At 43.6% G+C, this 18,707-nt stretch carries 15 protein-coding genes, 1 tRNA gene and 1 pseudogene; 10 read left to right on the top strand and 7 right to left on the bottom strand.

Going from position 1 to position 18,707, the window contains the following annotated elements; translation table 11 throughout:
* Window positions 1–115: 115 nt before the first annotated feature.
* The 5 genes and pseudogenes from V7L97_RS07650 to selA form a co-directional block, all read right to left on the bottom strand.
* Window positions 116–334 (bottom strand): hypothetical protein, encoded by a 219-nt coding sequence (locus V7L97_RS07650; protein ID WP_333654750.1) that lies wholly within the window; start codon window positions 332–334, stop codon window positions 116–118.
* 301 nt (window positions 335–635) lie between these two features.
* Entirely contained in the window at window positions 636–3,020 is a 2,385-nt protein-coding gene (locus tag V7L97_RS07645) for an endonuclease MutS2 (RefSeq protein WP_333654748.1), read from the bottom strand.
* A complete protein-coding gene (locus V7L97_RS07640; protein WP_333654746.1) occupies window positions 3,005–4,042 on the bottom strand; it encodes a deoxyguanosinetriphosphate triphosphohydrolase in 1,038 nt (345 codons plus the stop codon). The genes V7L97_RS07645 and V7L97_RS07640 overlap by 16 nt, the downstream gene beginning before the upstream one ends.
* Before the next feature lie 22 nt (window positions 4,043–4,064).
* Window positions 4,065–4,517 (bottom strand): annotated as a pseudogene (rnhA, locus tag V7L97_RS07635) (ribonuclease HI); the annotation flags it as partial.
* Between the two features lie 18 nt (window positions 4,518–4,535).
* Entirely contained in the window at window positions 4,536–5,930 is a 1,395-nt protein-coding gene (gene selA / locus V7L97_RS07630; protein WP_333654742.1) for an L-seryl-tRNA(Sec) selenium transferase, read from the bottom strand.
* Between the two features lie 126 nt (window positions 5,931–6,056).
* Between selA and V7L97_RS07625 the strand changes: the two genes are divergently transcribed.
* The 5 genes from V7L97_RS07625 to V7L97_RS07605 all read left to right on the top strand — a co-directional run bounded on the left by V7L97_RS07625 (window position 6,057) and on the right by V7L97_RS07605 (window position 11,392).
* Window positions 6,057–7,196 carry a pyridoxal-phosphate-dependent aminotransferase family protein gene (locus V7L97_RS07625; protein ID WP_333654741.1) on the top strand — a complete coding sequence of 380 codons (1,140 nt, stop codon included), beginning with the start codon at window positions 6,057–6,059 and terminating at the stop codon, window positions 7,194–7,196.
* A 203-nt stretch (window positions 7,197–7,399) separates the two neighbouring features.
* Window positions 7,400–8,977, top strand: coding sequence for a phosphoglycerate dehydrogenase (serA, locus tag V7L97_RS07620; protein WP_333654740.1), 1,578 nt, complete (start codon window positions 7,400–7,402; stop codon window positions 8,975–8,977).
* An 87-nt stretch (window positions 8,978–9,064) separates the two neighbouring features.
* Entirely contained in the window at window positions 9,065–10,351 is a 1,287-nt protein-coding gene (locus V7L97_RS07615; RefSeq protein WP_333654738.1) for an adenylosuccinate synthase, read from the top strand.
* 214 nt (window positions 10,352–10,565) lie between these two features.
* Window positions 10,566–11,273 carry a ComF family protein gene (locus V7L97_RS07610; protein ID WP_333654735.1) on the top strand — a complete coding sequence of 236 codons (708 nt, stop codon included), beginning with the start codon at window positions 10,566–10,568 and terminating at the stop codon, window positions 11,271–11,273.
* Window positions 11,274–11,307: 34 nt separating this feature from the next.
* Window positions 11,308–11,392 (top strand) — tRNA-Leu (locus V7L97_RS07605).
* Between the two features lie 101 nt (window positions 11,393–11,493).
* Here V7L97_RS07605 and V7L97_RS07600 read toward each other — a convergent pair.
* Complete coding sequence (locus tag V7L97_RS07600) at window positions 11,494–13,380, bottom strand: diguanylate cyclase (protein ID WP_333654733.1); 1,887 nt, start codon at window positions 13,378–13,380, stop codon at window positions 11,494–11,496.
* Window positions 13,381–13,468: 88 nt separating this feature from the next.
* Between V7L97_RS07600 and mgtE the strand changes: the two genes are divergently transcribed.
* The 5 genes from mgtE to V7L97_RS07575 are packed head-to-tail and all read left to right on the top strand — an operon-like array spanning window position 13,469 to window position 18,165.
* Complete coding sequence (gene mgtE, locus V7L97_RS07595; RefSeq protein ID WP_333654731.1) at window positions 13,469–15,295, top strand: magnesium transporter; 1,827 nt, start codon at window positions 13,469–13,471, stop codon at window positions 15,293–15,295.
* A gap of 9 nt (window positions 15,296–15,304) precedes the next feature.
* Complete coding sequence (gene mtnA / locus V7L97_RS07590; protein WP_333654730.1) at window positions 15,305–16,363, top strand: S-methyl-5-thioribose-1-phosphate isomerase; 1,059 nt, start codon at window positions 15,305–15,307, stop codon at window positions 16,361–16,363.
* A complete protein-coding gene (locus V7L97_RS07585) occupies window positions 16,363–17,382 on the top strand; it encodes a polyprenyl synthetase family protein (protein ID WP_333654728.1) in 1,020 nt (339 codons plus the stop codon). Before mtnA ends, V7L97_RS07585 begins: the two co-directional genes overlap by 1 nt.
* 2 nt (window positions 17,383–17,384) lie before the next feature.
* A complete protein-coding gene (gene amrA / locus V7L97_RS07580; protein ID WP_333654727.1) occupies window positions 17,385–17,891 on the top strand; it encodes an AmmeMemoRadiSam system protein A in 507 nt (168 codons plus the stop codon).
* A 34-nt stretch (window positions 17,892–17,925) separates the two neighbouring features.
* Window positions 17,926–18,165, top strand: a complete 240-nt coding sequence (locus V7L97_RS07575; RefSeq protein ID WP_333654726.1) for a hypothetical protein — start codon at window positions 17,926–17,928, stop codon at window positions 18,163–18,165.
* 1 nt (window position 18,166) lies between these two features.
* On the opposite strand, the gene moaC is transcribed toward V7L97_RS07575, so the two are convergent.
* On the bottom strand, window positions 18,167–18,643 hold the full coding sequence (gene moaC / locus V7L97_RS07570) for a cyclic pyranopterin monophosphate synthase MoaC (RefSeq protein ID WP_333654723.1): 477 nt from the start codon (window positions 18,641–18,643) through the stop codon (window positions 18,167–18,169).
* Window positions 18,644–18,707 lie beyond the last annotated feature (64 nt).

The following is an 18,707-nucleotide window of genomic DNA, read 5'->3' as shown; positions in this document are numbered from 1 at the left end:
CACTTTTTAAAGTCTTTAAGCAGTGCCTGACATATATAAAATCGCTCAGCTTAGAAGATAAAAAAAGGATAAGGCTAATTTCTGCCTTATCCCTAATAAGTCCATTACTAAAAATCTATTTCTGCCTTAAGGATGAAAAAACCTGCATGAATATAACAGCAGACATTGCTGTGAATATTCCGGCAACAACCCCGTATCCCACAGGCACCCAGCCCGCATGACTGCTGCTCAACACATTTTGAACAGTGATACCACCTCCGAATCCAGCAAGTATGCAAAAGACGGCCAGAATTATTATTGATGTCCAGCAAACCCCATTATTTTTTTCTGCCACTTGCCTCACCTCCTTCTTTCAAACTTTCAAACATTGCTAAACAGTTATATATTTATACCCCATCCACAAACCAAAACGCAATCACTTTCCATAATCCGTAGCCAAACATCTCGAAATGGATGTCGAGTGTGCTGAAAAAGACTTTACACTCGAAATGTTAAACTGCATTGTCTTGAACCCGTCATCTACTACATTGCTCACTTATTGAGTGATGTGCAGATTATCTCTGGCATAAATAAAAGATTACACTTTGTAAAGGCTTTTGAAGCATGCTTGACATCCATCGTTACGGATATGGCAATCACTTCATACTCACTATTGTAACCCCTGCCCCACCTTCCTGTTGCGTGCCGCTCCTGAATCCCTTTACAAGTGGATGTCCTGTCAGGTATTCACGCACAGCCTTGGAAAGAATGCCTGTTCCAACTCCGTGAATAATGATAACTTCAGAGAATCCGGCTATCGAGGCGTGATTGAGAAACGGCTCAAGCCTTGATAATGCCTCGTCAACCCTTAATCCGACAATATTAATCTCTGAAGACACAGCCTCATCCAGCCTTTCCAACCGAATGCCGCCTTTTCCTGCTTCTGCAGATAAATCTTTTTTAAAGCCGACGTCTGACAGAGACACTTCCATCTCCATGCTTCCTGCCCTGACCCTTAAACGATTATCCTTGAAATTTATCTTAATTATTGACGCATCATGCCCTATTGATTTTATGAAAACAATATCGCCTTCATTGAGTTCGTCTATCGCGAGTTTAGATTTCTCGCTTCTCGCATATTCCTTTACTTTTTCTGCCACAGACACCTGAACCGACTCAACCTCTTTTATGACTTCCTTTGCCCTTTCTCTATCCCTTTTCTTTATCTCTTCTAAAAAGGCATTCATCTGCCTCTTTATATTGAAAACAATCTCGGATGCCTCTTTGTAAGCATTGGAAAGAATATCCTTTTGTCGGGTCTCCGCCTCCTGCATCATCTCCTTGAGATGTCTTTCCTTTTCCTTTATAGCTGCCTCTTTTTGCCGAAGCTCGTCAGACGACCTTTCATACTGTCTCCTCTTCTCATTGAGGTCGTGAATCAGTGTGTCGAGCTCTATTTTCCTTATTCCTAAAATACCCTTTGCGGATTCGATGATTTCATCAGGCAATCCATATCTCTTTGCTGTCTCAAAGGCACGGGACTGTCCCGGCTCACCAACCCTTAATTTATATAAGGGCGTGAGGGTATTCTGGTCGAATTCCATGGAGGCATTGAGCATTCCTTCTGTCTTATGGACAAAACCCTTTATCTCTGTAAGGTGTGTTGTTGCAAATACCAATGCACCTTTGTTTTTAAGTTCCTTAAGTACAGCGCATGCAAGGGCAGCGCCTTCATCCGGATCTGTGCCTGTGCCGAGTTCATCTATGAGTGCAATCGTCCCTGAATCTGCATTCTTAAGGATTCTGGAGATATTTGATATATGGGCGGAAAAGGTGGATAGATTGCTCTCGATGGACTGTTGATCGCCTATATCGACAAGCAGATTGTGAACAAAGGGAAGGCTTGATGAAGAATCAGCAGGGATGGGCATGCCCGAGAGAGCCATCAGGATCAAAAGCCCTATGGTTTTTATGGTAATGGTCTTTCCTCCTGCATTTGGCCCTGTTATCACCATCACTGCATTGTTGCCGCCGAGTTTCACATCGAGGGGGATAACCTGCTGAGGCATGTCTTTTTTCTGAAATGCAAGCATTAAAAGTGGATGCCGTGCATTCACTATATTAACGGCATTCTGCTCATTTATCTGGGGCGTCTCCATTCCAAGCCTGTCTGCAAAAAGTGCGATAGAGTTAAGCACATCTATGTAAATCACAGTCCTGTATTCAGCATCGATTTCAGAAACCACAGCCCTTATCTGTGAACTTATGCTCCTTAAAATCCTTATTTCTTCTGCCTTTTGCTCTGCAATAAGGTTTTCGAGCTCATTGGAAAGGCTTATTATAGAAAGAGGCTCTATGAAGGCAGTCTCTCCAGACCTCGATACATCATGGACAACACCCTGAACCTGACCTTTTGAATCCATCCTTACAGGTATGACCCATCTTCCCGACCTCTGTGTTATAAAATCATCCTGAAGGAATGCAGCAACCCTTTCATCCCTCGTGATATCTTCGAGTTTCTTCCTTATCCTGTTTTCGAGGCCTTTTATCCTCACCCTCAGTTCTTTCAATGCAACCGAGGCGCTGTCGAGGATATTGCCTTCGCTGTCTATTGAACGCTTGAGCACACTAAGGATTTCTGGATGGCCTGTCATTTCTTCGGTAAGACTATTCAAGAAAGATATGTCCGTGTTATCTCTGATCTGACTCAAAACAGAATTGGCAGTGCTTAAAAAGGCCATCATACCCGAAAGCTCCACCGGGTCTAAGACAGCACCTTCAGGCCTCACCTTATGCAAAAACGGTTCAATGTCGGGGAATGGCGAGATGCTTAGAGGCTTACCCTTCTGAGACATGAGCCTTATCTCATCAATAAGCCGGAACCTTTTATTAATATCCTCGATGTTGTTGAGAGGAGAAATAGATAGAACAGACCCTTTGGATGCATCGCTCTTTGCAAAATCAGCGATTATTCCGAGCAGCTTGTTGAACTCAAGAATTTCGAGGGAGTGTTCCACGTGGAACATTAAAACACCTTCCACTGCTCCGGCAGGAAAAGCCTTTCATATGTCATAAAGGCAAAGCTGTCGGTCATGCCTGCAATAAAATCGCAGACCATTCTGTGTCTGTCCAGCTTTTTCTCTGGGGGGATATCCTTAAAAACCCCATCTATATGCTCAAGGTGATACTCGTATAGGGCTTTTAGAATATCCTTTGCCTTGTTGAACTCCCTTATTATGCCTTCGCTCTCATAAACCCTCTCGAAGAGAAAGTCTCTGAGTTTATAAACAACAAACGATATATCTTCGCTCATGACTATATTTGTAAGACTTGTGGCACTGCTTGCCTTAATGACATCCCGCACCATTGTATCTATGCGCTTTGAATATGCCTCTCCTATGACCTTAATTATCTCCCGTGGCACTTCCGCCCTCCTAACAACTCCTGCCCTTATGGCATCGTCAAGGTCGTGGTTCACATAGGCGATAATATCTGATATGCGGACAACCTGCCCTTCAAGGGTTGCAGGTTTGTCTTTGGGACTATCTGATACTATTAAGCCTTTGCCCTTTGAGTGTTTAACAATTCCATCGCGGACTTCGTATGTGAGGTTGAGCCCCTGCCCATTTTTCTCAAGAAAATCAACAACTCTCAGGCTTTGCTTGTAATGGTCAAAGCCTCCTGGGTTAATCTCCCTTAAAATCGCCTCTCCTGCATGTCCAAATGGTGTATGCCCCAAATCATGGCCGAGGGCGATGGCCTCAACAAGGTCTTCATTAAGCCTTAATGCCCTTGCTATTGTCCGGGCTATCTGTGATACCTCGATCACATGGGTTAGCCTTGTTCTATAATGGTCTCCCTTCGGTGCAAGAAAAACCTGTGTCTTGTGCTTTAATCTCCTGAATGCCTTTGAATGGATAATCCTGTCCCTGTCCCTCTGAAAGCATGTCCTTAGATCATCTTCCTTCTCAGGCCTTGCCCTGCCTCTGCTTTTAGAACTTAGACTTGCATTGGGATGCAGGATTTGTTTTTCTATATCTTCTGTTTGCTCGCGGATAGTCATTGTTTTTTATTGCTTTCCCATTCTCTTCTTGCATTTTTTTAATCGCTTCCCTCGCAAGCTCATCGCACCGCTCGTTCTCAGGATGGCCGTTGTGGCCTTTTATCCATTTCCATTTGACCTCGTGCTGCGACGAAGCCTCTAAAAGCCTTTCCCATAAATCCCTGTTTAGCACATCCTTTTTCTGTGAGGTTTTCCACTTGTTCCTTATCCAGCTTTGAATCCATTCGGTCATGCCCTTTACAACATAATTTGAATCTGTCGTTACAGTTATCCTGCATGGTTTTTTCAGGGCTTCTAATGCAGAGATAACTGCAAGAAGCTCCATCCTGTTGTTTGTCGTCATCTCGTCGCAGCCCGATATTTCCTTTTCTTTTTCGCCAGAACGCAAAATCGCTCCAAAGCCGCCAACACCGGGGTTTCCGCTGCACGCTCCGTCAGCAAAGATTTCTACATAAGGTTTCTGTTCTTTTTGCATGTGGTTGCTTTTTAGTTATTACAGCAATGCCCCTGAAATCCCCTTCACCAGCACCTCAGTCTCCCTATCCCTCACTGTCCTCGCATCTATAATTAATGCGTCTTCTTTTATTCTCGCTATTATCGGAGGGTTGCCATGTCTAAGCCGTTCTTCGAGTTTATTGACGGATAATTTTTTCGGCTTGATTGCGATAACATAGGTCTTGAACTCAATCTCAGGCAATGCACCGCCACCTGATTGAGATGAGTCAGCCATCAGTTCTATATCTGCAATATCTTCTTTTATTTCCCTTCTTAATCTCAATGCAATTCTCTTTGCCCTATCCTTTATTTCACCAACATCCTGCAAGAGCATCTTTACTGTAGGGATCTCTTTTCTGGCCTTTTCTTCATCGAGATAATTCATGAGCACTGCCTCGAATGCTGAGAGGGTGAGCTTATCAATCCTCACTGCCCGCATTAGCGGATTTTTACTAATCTTTTCAATAAGTTCTGCCTTTCCAGCAATTACCCCGCCTTGAGGCCCGCCTAACAGCTTGTCACCGCTGAAGGTTACAAGGTCGCATCCGGATTTTACAACCTCCTGAACAGTCGGCTCGATATGAACACCGTAAGGCTTTAAATCAACAAGGCATCCGCTTCCGAGGTCAAACATGACTGGTATGTTATGTTTTCTTCCAAGTGTTACGAGGTCTTCAATCTCGACCTGTTTTGTAAAACCGATTGTCCTGAAGTTGGATTGATGTACCTTTAATAACAGTGCCGTATTTTCATTTATCGCCTTCTCATAATCATGCAAGTGGGTCTTATTCGTGGTTCCTACTTCCTTAAGAATCGCTCCGCTGCTGCTCATAACATCAGGCACTCTGAATGAGCCTCCGATCTCAACAAGCTCTCCTCTTGAGACAATGACCTCTTTGCCTTTTGCAAGGGCAGTCAGGCATACAAAGACTGCCGCGGCATTGTTATTAACTATCAGACTGCTCTCAGCACCTGTAATCTCGTTCAATAATCTCTGAATATGAGAATATCTTTTGCCTCTTTCGCCTTTTTCAAGGTCATACTCAAGATTGGAATATCCGCAGGCTACTTTTTTTACATTCTCCAATATTTCTTCCGACAATACAGACCTGCCTAAATTAGTATGAATTACAACACCTGTTGCATTAATCACAGGCTTGAGGCTGAAGGAAGAAAGTTTCTCAACCCTGTGCTGAATATCAGGGAGCATAGATTCCATAGAAATCTCTTTTAATTCATCTCTGAGAATTGCCTGCCTTTTTTCTTCGATAATTTCACGGATCGCCTTAAGGACATGCCGCCTCGGGAATGATTCCTGCCATTCTAATCCTTTATCAGACTTAAGAATTTCGTCAACAGACGGCAATGATGCCAAGAGCTTTTGTTTATTCATCCCCTTACTCCTGTCTAATATTTTTTGTTGCCTATATTTTACCCCTTTATGTAACTCTTTTCAAAGACAATGGGTTTGTATTATTATACATACTCGGCTTTAAACACAAAACAATCTGGAGGATTTATGTTAAAGAGATACCTTTTAGCCCCCGGGCCAACGCCTGTGCCGCCGGAGGTGCTGCTTTCGATGGCAATACCCATAATACATCACAGGTCTCCTGATTTTCTGCCTGTGCTGGATTCTGCAAAAAAAGGACTGCAGTGGCTCTTTCAGACAAAGAATGATGTGCTCATACTTGCTTCAACAGGAACAGGCGGAATGGTGGGTGCTGTAAATAACTTCTTCAATCCCGGAGAAAAGGTATTGGTAATAAACGGTGGAAAGTTCGGCGAGAGATGGACAAAGATAGCACAGGCTTATGGATTAAAGGTTGAAGAGATAGTTGTTGAATGGGGATATTCAATAAAACCTGATATGGTTGAAGCTGCATTAAAGAAAGACCCTGAGATTAAGGCGGTCTTTGTTCAGGCAACAGAGACATCAACAGGTGTCTATCACGATATCGAAGGGCTCGGAAAGGTAATAAAGAATCATCCTGATACCCTCTTTGTCGTTGATGCAATAAGCGCACTCGTTGCGCAGGATATAAGGACAGACGAGTGGAATATAGATATAATGGTTGGAGGCTCACAGAAGGGATTGATGCTGCCTCCCGGACTTGCCTTTGTGAGCATTAGCGATAAGGCATGGAAGAAGAATGAGACATCAAAGATGCCGAGGTTTTATTTCAATTTTAAGAAGGAGAGAGAGAATCTGGCAAAAAACCAGACGAACTTCACTTCAGCAGTTACATTAATAATAGGACTCAATGAAGCAATAAAGATATTGCAAAAAGAAGGGCTTGAGAATGTATTCAAAAGACATGCAAGGCTCGCCAATGCAACGAGAGAGGCAGTAAAGGCTTTAGGCCTCGGCATCTACTCAAAAGAATCGCCGAGCAATTCTGTTACTGCCATCGAAATGCCTGAAGGAATTGACGGACAATTGGTCTATAAGACATTGCGTGAAAAATACGGTATCACAGGTGCAGGAGGACAGGATAGGGCAAAGGGCAAGATATTCAGACTTGCACATCTCGGCTATGCTGATACATTCGATATAATCACAGGTATTGCAGCACTCGAAATGGTGCTGAAGCAGCTTGGCCATCCTGTTAAATTGGGTACAGGTGTTGCAAAGGCTCAGGAATTGTTGATGCAATAAAGATAAACAGCAGGTAATATAAGGTATTAGAGCGGCTTCGGCAGCCCAAGCGTAACATGGATGTTTAAGCGGGCTGGCGTAGCCTCGGAGAAAGGCAGGATGCCTTTCGAGAATGAGCGGCAATACCTTTATTACCTGCTATCATTCACTTGCTATACCGCTCACTCTGTTATGAGGAGCCAAATAAAAAAGAGGTATTTGTTATGAAGGTTCTTGTTAGCGACAACATCTCATCAAAAGGAGTCGAGATCCTTAAAAAGGCAGGACTCAATGTGGATGTAAAAACAGGTCTTAAACCAGAGGAGTTGAAGTCCGTCATCGGAGAGTATCATGCGCTTGTTGTAAGGAGCGCAACAAAGGTGACAGCAGACGTCATCGATGCTGCAAAAAATCTTAAAGTAATAGGCCGTGCAGGTTCGGGTCTCGATAATATAGACAAGGCCTCTGCCTCGAAGAGGGGTATTGTGGTCATGAATACACCAGGTGGAAACACAATAACAACTGCAGAGCATACCATTGCCATGATGTTTGCTGTTGCGAGAAAGATCCCTCAGGCAAATGCCTCTATGGCTAAGGGGCAGTGGGAGAAAAAGAAGTTCATGGGTATAGAGCTTTTCAATAAAACCCTTGGCGTCATCGGACTCGGAAATATAGGTGGAGAGGTTGCAAAAAGGGCGCAGGGGCTCGGAATGAATGTGATTGCCTATGATCCGTTTTTGAGCGAAGAAAAGGCAAAAAAAATGGGCGTCAGGAAAATGGAGATCGCAGAGCTCATAAAGCAGGCTGACTTCATAACCATACACACGCCCCTAACAGCAGAGACCAAGAATCTTATAAATACAAAGACAATAAAGACCATGAAAGATGGTGTCTATATCATAAACTGCGCAAGAGGCGGAATCGTAAATGAGAAAGACATCTACGATGCCCTCGAAAGCGGAAAAGTTGCAGGGGTTGCACTGGATGTCTTTGAAAAAGAGCCGCCGGAAAATAATCCATTGGTCGGGCACGAAAAGGTTGTCTGCACACCGCACCTCGGGGCATCAACTCAGGAAGCGCAGGAAAATGTGGCAATAGCGATTGCCGAGCAGATTGCGGACTATCTTGTTCATGGAACTATCCGGAATGCTGTAAACTTCCCGTCCATACCTGCAGATCAGGTGGCTGTCTTACAGCCTTACATAACACTTTCTGAGAAGATAGGAAGTTTTGCGTCCCAGATATTCGACGGCGGCATCACAGAGGTCACCCTTGAATACAGGGGAGACGCCTCTGAATTAAATATATCTCCGGTAACCATTGCTGCCCTCAAGGGATTACTGACGCCGATACTGGAAGAAACGGTGAATTTTGTGAACGCACCGTTTATAGCAAAAGAGCGGGGAATAGAGGTGAAAGAGACAAAGAGCACAGATGCAGGGGACTACCAGAGCGCAATAACAATGAGGATCAAATCCCCTAAAAAGGCATTATCGGTCACAGGGACGCTCTTCAGCAGGCGGGATCCGAGGATTGTTAAAATAGATGACTTTACGGTGGAAATAGTTCCTGAAGGCAGTATGCTCTTTATGTATAACAATGACAAGCCTGGAGTTATAGGCAATATCGGGATGCTTTTAGGAAAAAATAATATAAATATCGCCAGGATGCATTTTGGCAGAGAGAAGGCAGGAGGGACGGCTATTTCTGTTGTGAATATCGATTCCCCTGTAAAAGATAAAACTTTGGAAGAGATAAAGAATCTCCCCAATATCCTTGATGTCAAGGTGATAAATCTATAAAAAGGTTAAGGTTGAGGCTGGGGTTAAGGCGAAAAACTCCTTGCCCTTAATCTTAGCCTTAACCTAATATTTTGCGAGGTAAAACTAATGTCTACAGTTGTTATTGTCGGTACTCAGTGGGGTGATGAAGGAAAGGGAAAGATCGTAGATTTCCTCACGGAAAAGGCTGAAGTGGTTGCCCGTTACCAGGGCGGCCATAATGCAGGGCATACTGTTGTTATAAACAATGAAAAATATATCCTTCACCTTATCCCTTCGGGAATACTCCATAAAGGGAAAAAATGCGTCATCGGAAACGGCGTTGTAATAGCCCCTGATGCATTAATTTCAGAGATAAACGGTCTAAAGAAAAGGGGAATCGATACGGATGGCAACCTCTTAATCTCCAAAAATGCCCATGTAATAATGCCGTATCACACAGCCATCGAAAAGGAAAATGAAAATAGAAAAGGCAATAAAAAGATCGGGACAACAGGCAGGGGAATAGGCCCATCCTATACCGATAAGGTCGCAAGGCATGGCATCAGAATGATGGATTTGTTAACTCCCGATGTATTCAAGGAAAAGCTTTCTGCGAATCTAACAACAATAAATTTTCTGTTGGAAAATTTCTATAAGGCTGCACCACTAAAGGCAGATGCAATATATGATGAGTATATGAAATACGCTGAAAGACTTTCCAAATACATTGCAGATACAGATGTAATAATAAACAACAAAATAGATTCAGGGGAAAATGTCCTCTTCGAGGGTGCACAGGGGACGCTTCTGGACATAGACCATGGAACCTATCCCTTTGTAACCTCTTCAAATACCATAGCGGGCGGCGCATGCACAGGTTTGGGTGTAGGCCCTACGAAGATAAGCAGGGTATTGGGCATAGCAAAGGCTTATACTACAAGGGTTGGAGAAGGGCCATTCCCGACAGAATTAAAGAATGCGATTGGAGAGTCCATAAGACAGAAGGGCAGAGAGTTCGGCGCAACAACTGGAAGGCCGAGGAGATGCGGCTGGCTCGATATGGTGATATTAAAGTATTCAATCCGCGTTAACGGTCTCACCGGCATTGCGCTAACAAAAATGGACATCCTCGATGGAATGGATAAGCTTAAAATATGCGTTGGCTACAAACACAACGGAAGATTGTACGAAGAATTTCCAAAAGAGACAGAAGTCCTCGAAAATTGCGAGCCTGTTTACGAAGAAGTTGAAGGATGGAAGGAGAGCACCCTCGGAATAAAGGGGTTTGACAAGCTGCCGGCAAATGCAAAAAAATATATTAAGAAAATTGAGGAGATGCTCAAGACAGAGGTCCAGATAATTTCCACTGGGCAGAAAAGAGATGAGATAATAGTACTGAAAGAGCAGTTTTAACCCAAATTAAGCAAGATATAGCAGCAGGTGTGCATCAAAGCCTTTACAAAGTCGTTGTTCTTTATGCATATCAGAAGACTATTAACGCTTTTACCTAAATAGATAGCAATGTAGTAGGTGACAGATTCAAGAAAATGCCTTACAATATTTCGAAGTGTAAAGTCTTTTCAGCACACCTGCTGCCATATGCTGAGCAATACTTGTGTAATTCAGGATGAAATATCTTGGCGTATTACTAAACCTGCTTTTCCCCTCAAAATGTCCTGTCTGCGGAAACAAGTCAGATGATCATCTCTATAATCCATTCTGTACAGAGTGCTGGAGAGGAATTGAAAGGTATTCAGGGCCTGCTTGCAACATATGCGGAATACCAACAGTATCGTCTCTTACAATAACCTGCGAGTCATGCCTGAAAACAAAACCTCCTTTTTCAAGGGTTTTGTATTACGGTATTTACGATGGGGCATTGAAAGAAGCCATTCATCTCCTGAAATTCAACGGAGTAAAAAGGCTCTCAAAACCTCTAAGTTTAATGCTCTCTGAGTTACCAATCCCAAAGGCAGATGGAATTATTCCGGTTCCATTGCACCACAAGAGGCTTCATCAAAGGGAATTCAACCAGACTGCCTCCATCAGCCGACATCTGTCAAAAAATTTGAAAATCCCATTGATGCTGGATGTCCTGAAAAAAACCAAAGAAACACCTCCACAAACAGATGTTACAGGAAAAGAAAGGCTTAAAAACTTAAAAAATGTCTTCAGAACATACGAGGAAATAAATGGCCTGGATTTATTATTGATCGACGATGTTATAACCACAGGCGCTACGATAAGAGAATGTGCAAAGGCATTGATAAAGGCCGGCGCAAAGAGTGTTACCGTTATTGCTTTAGCACGGTCAATGCCTAAACAGAATACTTGAAAAGATTGGCTCTTAACTGGTATATTGGTAGGACGCCGAAGTGGTGGAACTGGTAGACACGCACGTTTGAGGGGCGTGTGGAGCAATCCATGCGGGTTCGAGTCCCGCCTTCGGCACCATCTCTAAAAAACAAATCCCAAATTCAAATATCTAAATTCTAAATAATTTTTGAACATTTGAATTAGGATTGCAGCATTGTTTGGGATTCCGGATTTAGAATTTAGTATTTTTCTTCCGTCCACATATCCATGGCAAATTTCAAGACCTTGTTTCTGCCCCTTTCCTTTGCCTTATAGAGGGCAACATCAGCAAATTTTATCGCCTCCCAGAAATTCTGCGTATCCGTAGGGAATTCGCTGACGCCTATGCTGATGGTCTTCTGTATAAATCCGCCGGCTATCTTTACCTTTGACTCCTCTATCGTCTCCCTTATCTTCTCGGCTACATCGAAAGAATCTCCGGGCTTTGTATCGATAAGCAATACCAGAAACTCCTCCCCTCCAAAACGGATAACAAGATCGGATGTCCTTACGCTCTTTCTTATATTGCCTGCAGTCTCTTTCAGCACCATATCTCCCACGTCATGGCCATAAACATCGTTGGTCTGCTTGAAGAAATCCAGATCGCACATCAAAAGACCGAGGGTTGTTCCCCTTCTCAGAACGCCCGCAACCAGGTTCTCAAAGCTCTCCTCTAAGAATCTCCTGTTATAAAGACCTGTTAATGCGTCCTTGAATGCCGATTCCTTCAATGTCTTCATAAGCCTCTTTGCCTCAAGCACAGGCTGGGCTTCTGTTATATACTGCCTTGCCCTGTTTATCTTCTTCTTCATATCGGCTATATCGCATACGCCTCGTTTACCGCATACAAACTGAACAACCCCGCCAACATTTCCGCCAACCATTATCGGGATACAGTAGTGAATATCATTTGCTGCCTCTGTGTAATACTTGCATATATTAGGATAATCTGCTGATGAAACCATGTGCCCTGTCCTCTTTGCCCTGCACAATTCACAATCCAGTTGGATATCCCTTTTACAATACAGTTCGGCGCCCTCTGCCTCCGGCGGATATACTATCTTCATATTATTCTTACTGCTCGATACTTCATACATGACGCAATTGTCAAATCCAAGGTCATCTATAAATATCCTTCCGAGGCGCATATAAATGTCCTCTATGGATTCATCCTCTTCTATTATCTTTTTGAAGGATGTTACATGACCTATTGTATCCATCAAATTGTTGAATTCGCCGGAAAGCGCGCCGAGCTCGTCCTTTGAAGCCACATCGAGCTTTTTAGTCAGGTCTATCTCGCCAGACGACAATGCCTTAATCTGTCCGATAATCGCCTTAATGGGCTTTACCAGCGAACGGGATATGAGCACTCCAAAAACACCCGAAAGCATTGCTGCAATGCCAAAGGCAAGGCTGATAAGGATTATAGCTATATTGAACCTGTTCTTTATTATGCCTGCAAATGCCTCCCATTCCTTGCCAGTGCTTATGGCATATTCGTTCAGGACAGTTACCGTATCTCTTGTAAGGACATCATACTTGGAAAGCCTTTCCAGCAGGGCATCCCCATTTGTGCCGCTGAGCTTTTTCTCTGCCATCTCTGTAAGAATCCCTTCGAGCTGGTCAACCTTTACAACAACATCCTCTATGAATTTCCTCTTTTCGGTCTCATTCAATGGAACAACAATAAACTCATTGTAAAACTGGCCTGTCCCCCTCGAATAATCCCTTATACGTCCTCCTGTCAGCAGTATCTTCAAATACGAGCGGCAGTCTTCCAGCCTTGCCTTGCCGTTGAGATAATTATTGTTAATTCTCTCTGTGTCTTTATAAAGCACTATCTTATGTGCTGAAATGCTTGCCCCTCTAAGCTTCCTTACCACAATATTTGCGGTCTTTTCCCGAGGCCCGATGATATCAACCATCAGTTTGGACTTGGCACTCATATCAAACATCGTAATCAATCCGATAGCAGATATCACCGCGAGCCAGAAGAGAGAGCCGAGGAAAAATAAAAGGAGCTTCTTTCGGACAGGAAGGCCGGTAAAGGTAAGAATGTTTATAATTTTTTTAAGTATGTCTCTCATGTAAATTTTAGTTCACAATTTCTACAATATTATACTCATGTCCAAAAAAGTAATCAAGATTTTTTGAATTGATGTATACTAATTCATTATGCCTTTATTCGGCGAATTATTCCTGAGCGAAATTATTAAAAAACCCGTATTTGACCCAAAGGGAGAGATTACAGGAAGGGTTAAGGATATTGCTGTTGTCAAAGGGGATCCGCTTCCAAAGGTATCTGCAATTATTGTGGAGAAAAAAAATCAGTTGTTCAGGATCGGTTGGGAACAGATCAATCTGTTTAACAAAAGAATAATCTCCACATATTTGACTTCAAGTCTTATAGAGCCTTACACCCTCAGCGAAGAAGACCTCCTCGCTGTCAGGGATATCCTTGACAAGCAGATCGTTGACGCCAATGGAGCAAAGGTGGTAAGGGCAAACGATATCAAGCTCGAAGGCTATGATGGAGAAGCAATACTCATAGCAGTTGATGTTGGGGTGAGAGGCATATTGCGGAGGCTCGGCATAGAGAGAGGAAGCGAGGGATTTCTTAAGCTCTTTCAGACGCAAATGCCGTATAACCTGATAAGCTGGAACTACCTCCAGCCTCTAAAACCGAAGCTGAGGACCATAGCACTTACCGTGCCGAGGCAGATGGTATCTGAACTCCATCCTGCAGACATTGCCGAAATAATCAGTCAGGTATCGAGAGACGAGGGCGCCCACTTATTCAAAGACCTCGATATAGAAACCGCTGCAGAGGCGCTATCAGAATTAAAGCCCGAAATGCAGGCAGATATAATAAATGCCATGGATGCCGAAAAGGCTGCAGATATCATAGAGGAGATGCCGCCTGACGAGGCTGCCGATGTCCTGAGCGACCTTCCTGCTGAAAAGGCAAAAGAGATACTCGAGCGCATTGAGGAAGAAGAATCAGCAGATATACAGGAGCTTCTGCACCATGAAGAGGGTACCGCAGGCAGTCTGATGACTAATGAATTCATCGGATACGGTCCTGATGTAAGTGTAAGACAGGCTATAGAGAGTTTCAGGCATGACGCAGAAGAAATTGAAACCGTTTATTATATATATGTAACAGATTTAGGCGGAAGGCTTTTAGGCGTTACATCGTTAAGAGAACTACTGCTCGCAGAGCCAGACACGATGCTGGCGGAGATAATGGAGACAAAAATTATAAAGGTCGAACCTGATGAAGATGTTGAGGAGGCTGCTGATCTGATGTCAAAATACGACCTTGTAGCAATTCCAGTTGTGGATAAAGAAGGTTCTCTGCTCGGGATAGTTACTATTGATGACATCCTTGATGTGATAAAAGAGGAGGCAACCGAAGATATATACAGGATTGCAGGCACATCAGAGGTGAAATTTGGAAATATAGAGCATGCCCATCCAGTGCACATTGTAAAGAGCAGGCTGCCATGGCTTCTGCTCTGCCTGCTTGGTGGTCTTATATCAAGCATTGTAATAAGCCATTTTGAAAAGACACTTGCTGCTGTTGTTGTGCTGGCAGCATTTGTTCCTGTTATCATGGGAATGGCTGGGAATGCGGGGCTGCAGGTCTCTACCACCATGGTTAGGAACATTGCCCTAAACTCTATAAGCAATTACTGGAGGTATATAGGCAAAGAACTGTCCGCTGGACTTATGATTGCAGGCATTACAGGAATAACCATAGCTGTAGCATCCGGGATTCTGAAGGGGATGCCTATACTCGGGCTTGTAGTTGGCATGTCCATGTTTCTTTCGATAAGCAGCTCAACAATACTTGCAATATTGGCTCCAGCCGTGGCTGATAAAATAGGCATAGATCCAGCTATAACAGCAGGACCATTTGTCACTGTTTTCAATGATATCCTTGGACTTACAATATACTTTACAGTAGCAACAATCTTTATGAAATATCTCATATTCTGATGGAGGAAAATGGTTAAGGCTATAGAATGGAAAGACAATAAGGTCATAATGCTTGATCAGAGCAGATTACCGCTTGAGGTGGAGTTTATCGAATGCACCGATTACCAGATGGTTGCAGAAGGGATAAAAAAGCTCTGGATAAGGGGCGCTCCTGCAATCGGTATCGCAGCAGCCATGGGCATTGCCATCGGGGCCCGGGACATAAAGGCAGGCAGTTATGACGATTTTATGGAGAGGCTTGAGCCCATCATGCAGACAATGCTCTCTACAAGACCCACAGCAGTAAACATAAAGTGGGCAGTCGAAAGGATAAAGAAACTACTTTCCACAAAAAGGGATGAATCCGTCAGCAGCTTAAAAAAGATTCTTATCGATGAGGCAAAAAAGATCCTCGAAGAAGATATCGAGATAAATAAGGCAATAGGCAGATGGGGTGCGGAATTCATAAAAGACGGAGATACCATTCTTACACACTGCAATGCAGGCAGCCTTGCCACAGGAGGTTACGGCACAGCCACAGCACCCATGCTCATAGCAAAAGAGCAGGGCAAGAATATCCAGGTAATTGCTGATGAAACGAGGCCGGTATTGCAGGGAGCGAGGCTGACCTCATGGGAGCTTATGCAGGCAGGCATTCCTGTAACATTGATAACAGACAATACTGCAGGCGCTTTGATGAAAAAGGGAGTTATTGACCTCGCCATTGTGGGAACAGACAGGACAACGAGGAACGGTGATGTGGCGAATAAGATAGGGACGTATACCGTTGCTGTGCTTTGCAAAGAGCACAATATACCGTTTTATGTTGCAGCGCCTATAAGCAGCATAGACTTCAACATGAACTCCGGAGAGCTTATCCCCATCGAGGAGCGTCATTCCGAAGAGGTGACAACAATCTGGGGGCACAGGGTTGCACCTGAAGGAGTAAATGTAATAAACTTAGCCTTTGATGTTACGCCGGCGAAGTATGTTACCGCCTTTTTTACCGAAAAAGGAGCATTCAGACCCCAAGACATTAAAAAAATAATGAGAGAGGATGTGGATATTGAATCCATAAGGATACGGTGATGGATGTAAAAGACATCTTTGCTGATTATTCGGAAGAATTGAAGATAGTAGACCAGGAACTGCTTGAGATATTCAAAAGCAATGCATTTCTAATACCCATGGTAGGGCAGCATATCCTCGGCAGCGGCGGAAAGAGAATAAGACCGATCTTCCTGCTGCTCAGTGCCGACCTTTGCGGCTATAAAGGACAAAATCGCACGCTGCTTGCAGCAATCATAGAAGCGATCCACACTGCCTCTTTATTGCATGATGATGTAATAGACGGCGCAGAAACAAGAAGGGGCAGGCCAACGGCACACTCCATCTGGGGGAATCAGATCGTAATACTTACAGGAGATTTTCTTTATTCAAATGCGCTGAAGCTTGCGGTTGCCCAAAAAGACCAGAAGATAATGGAGGCGTTGTCAGAGGCCACAACACGGATGACAGAAGGGGAAATCCTCCAGCTCCATAAAACAGGAGACCCCGATATAACAAGGGATGAATATTTTGAAATAATATCCGCAAAGACCGGAGTTTTAATATCAGCAGCATGCAGGATAGCCGGAATACTCGCAAACCAGCCCGAAGAAAAAGAGATGGCGCTTTCCATATTCGGGATGAAGACAGGGATTGCGTTTCAGCTTGCAGACGATGTGCTCGATTATGTGGCTGAACAGAAGGAGCTCGGCAAAAGACTGGGCAAAGACCTCGAAGAAGGGAAGATTACCATGCCGCTGATATATCTCCTGAGAACCGCATCTGAGCAGGAAAGGAATGAAATAAAAAATATCATTAAAGAAACAGGTTTTCACCAGAAGTCAGGAGGCAATCCAAACTCAGGCATAAACTCCGGCCAAAACATTGGATTGAACAGGATATTGGAGTTATTCTCAAAATACAATGCAATAGAAGAGTCCTTAAAGGTAGCCCGCTCTCTCGTGGATGAGGCAAAATCAGAATTGAATATCTTTCCTGCTTCCAGAGAAAAAGATGCCCTCCTCATAATGGCCGAATATGCCATGCAGAGGGAAAAGTGAAAATGCACCCTTACGCAGAGCTCGCCAGAAAGGCCATTGAGGAGTATGTAAAAAATAGGAATGTCCTCACTCCAAAGGAAATACCGCCTGAGATGCAGAAAAAGGCAGGGGTCTTCGTGTCATTAAAGAAGCATGGAGAATTAAGGGGGTGCATCGGCACATTTCTGCCATGCGAGGAAAATATCTATAAGGAGATCGTGAGAAACGCCGTTGCCGCTGCCACAAAAGACCCGCGATTCTATCCTGTACAGGAAGACGAACTCAACGATATAACTTATTCCGTAGATGTATTGTCAGAGCCTGAAAAGGTAAAAGACATTTCAGATCTCGATCCAAAGAGGTATGGGATAATCGTTGCTAAAGGCTACAGGAAAGGGCTTTTACTGCCCGACCTCGAGGGAGTGGATACTGCTGAAGAACAATTAATGATTACAAAGATGAAGGCAGGCATAGACCCGTCGGATAAAGACGTGGAAATATTTAAATTCACTGTTGAGAGGTTTAAATAAAGATTTATGACAAAGAATAAAGTGCTTGTTGTTGATGATATGGCATCTGTATAGAAAAAGCCCGATTCCCATGATATTCGAAAAACTGGCATGCGATATAAAAATGGACAACAACAGCAAGGTTTCAGGTCTGGAGGGATTCGTTGTCAGGATTCAGGCTGCAGAGGCCTTTATTGATTCTGAATATATTAAGGTAGCTGTTAAATTTCTGGAACTCAGCGATAAAAAAGCAAAAGAACTCAAAGACCTGCTGAGTTCAGTAGCACATGGGTAACTTATTTTCCCCTCTTAAATTCTCCGCTTTTGCCCCCACGTTTTTCCATAAGCATTATGTCAGAGATAATCATCTCCTTGTCCACAGATTTACACATGTCATATATAGTCAGCGCAGCAGCAGAAACTGCTGTGAGAGCCTCCATTTCTACGCCTGTCTGTCCTATTGTGCCAACTATTGCTTTAATATCTATCCTGCCTTTTTTTTCTTCAATATCAAAGTCAATGCTTACAGATGTTATGCTTAAAGGATGGCACATGGGTATCATCTCTGATGTCTTTTTTGCTGCCATAATCCCTGCAACCCTTGCAACTCCGAGCACGTCACCCTTTGAAATCAGCCTGTCCTTTATAAGCTTTATGGTTTCAGGCTTCATATGAACAGAGCCTACAGCTATAGCCTCGCGTTTGGTCAAAGGCTTTTCCGAAACATCAACCATTTTTGCCTTTCCTTTTTCATCGAAATGCGACAGTTTCATATATATTCTCCATGCACCTTTGAAGTAATGCCAACATTTTAACCAAAGACATGACCTTATTACA

The organism is Dissulfurispira sp., from assembly GCF_036745535.1.
Classification (GTDB): Bacteria; Nitrospirota; Thermodesulfovibrionia; order Thermodesulfovibrionales; family Dissulfurispiraceae; genus Dissulfurispira.
The sequence above is the reverse complement of the archived record's forward strand: the minus strand, read 5'-3'. Positions and strand labels throughout refer to the sequence as shown.

Excerpts from the sequence above, each read along its gene's own strand:
- V7L97_RS07640 (WP_333654746.1), bottom strand. The coding sequence starts at position 4,042 with ATGACTATCCGCGAGCAAACAGAAGATATAGAAAAACAAATCCTGCAT.
- selA (WP_333654742.1), bottom strand. The coding sequence starts at position 5,930 with ATGAATAAACAAAAGCTCTTGGCATCATTGCCGTCTGTTGACGAAATT.
- V7L97_RS07625 (WP_333654741.1), top strand. The coding sequence starts at position 6,057 with ATGTTAAAGAGATACCTTTTAGCCCCCGGGCCAACGCCTGTGCCGCCG.
- serA (WP_333654740.1), top strand. The coding sequence starts at position 7,400 with ATGAAGGTTCTTGTTAGCGACAACATCTCATCAAAAGGAGTCGAGATC.
- V7L97_RS07615 (WP_333654738.1), top strand. The coding sequence starts at position 9,065 with ATGTCTACAGTTGTTATTGTCGGTACTCAGTGGGGTGATGAAGGAAAG.
- V7L97_RS07610 (WP_333654735.1), top strand. The coding sequence starts at position 10,566 with ATGAAATATCTTGGCGTATTACTAAACCTGCTTTTCCCCTCAAAATGT.
- V7L97_RS07600 (WP_333654733.1), bottom strand. The coding sequence starts at position 13,380 with ATGAGAGACATACTTAAAAAAATTATAAACATTCTTACCTTTACCGGC.
- mgtE (WP_333654731.1), top strand. The coding sequence starts at position 13,469 with ATGCCTTTATTCGGCGAATTATTCCTGAGCGAAATTATTAAAAAACCC.
- mtnA (WP_333654730.1), top strand. The coding sequence starts at position 15,305 with ATGGTTAAGGCTATAGAATGGAAAGACAATAAGGTCATAATGCTTGAT.
- V7L97_RS07585 (WP_333654728.1), top strand. The coding sequence starts at position 16,363 with ATGGATGTAAAAGACATCTTTGCTGATTATTCGGAAGAATTGAAGATA.
- amrA (WP_333654727.1), top strand. The coding sequence starts at position 17,385 with ATGCACCCTTACGCAGAGCTCGCCAGAAAGGCCATTGAGGAGTATGTA.
- V7L97_RS07575 (WP_333654726.1), top strand. The coding sequence starts at position 17,926 with ATGATATGGCATCTGTATAGAAAAAGCCCGATTCCCATGATATTCGAA.
- moaC (WP_333654723.1), bottom strand. The coding sequence starts at position 18,643 with ATGAAACTGTCGCATTTCGATGAAAAAGGAAAGGCAAAAATGGTTGAT.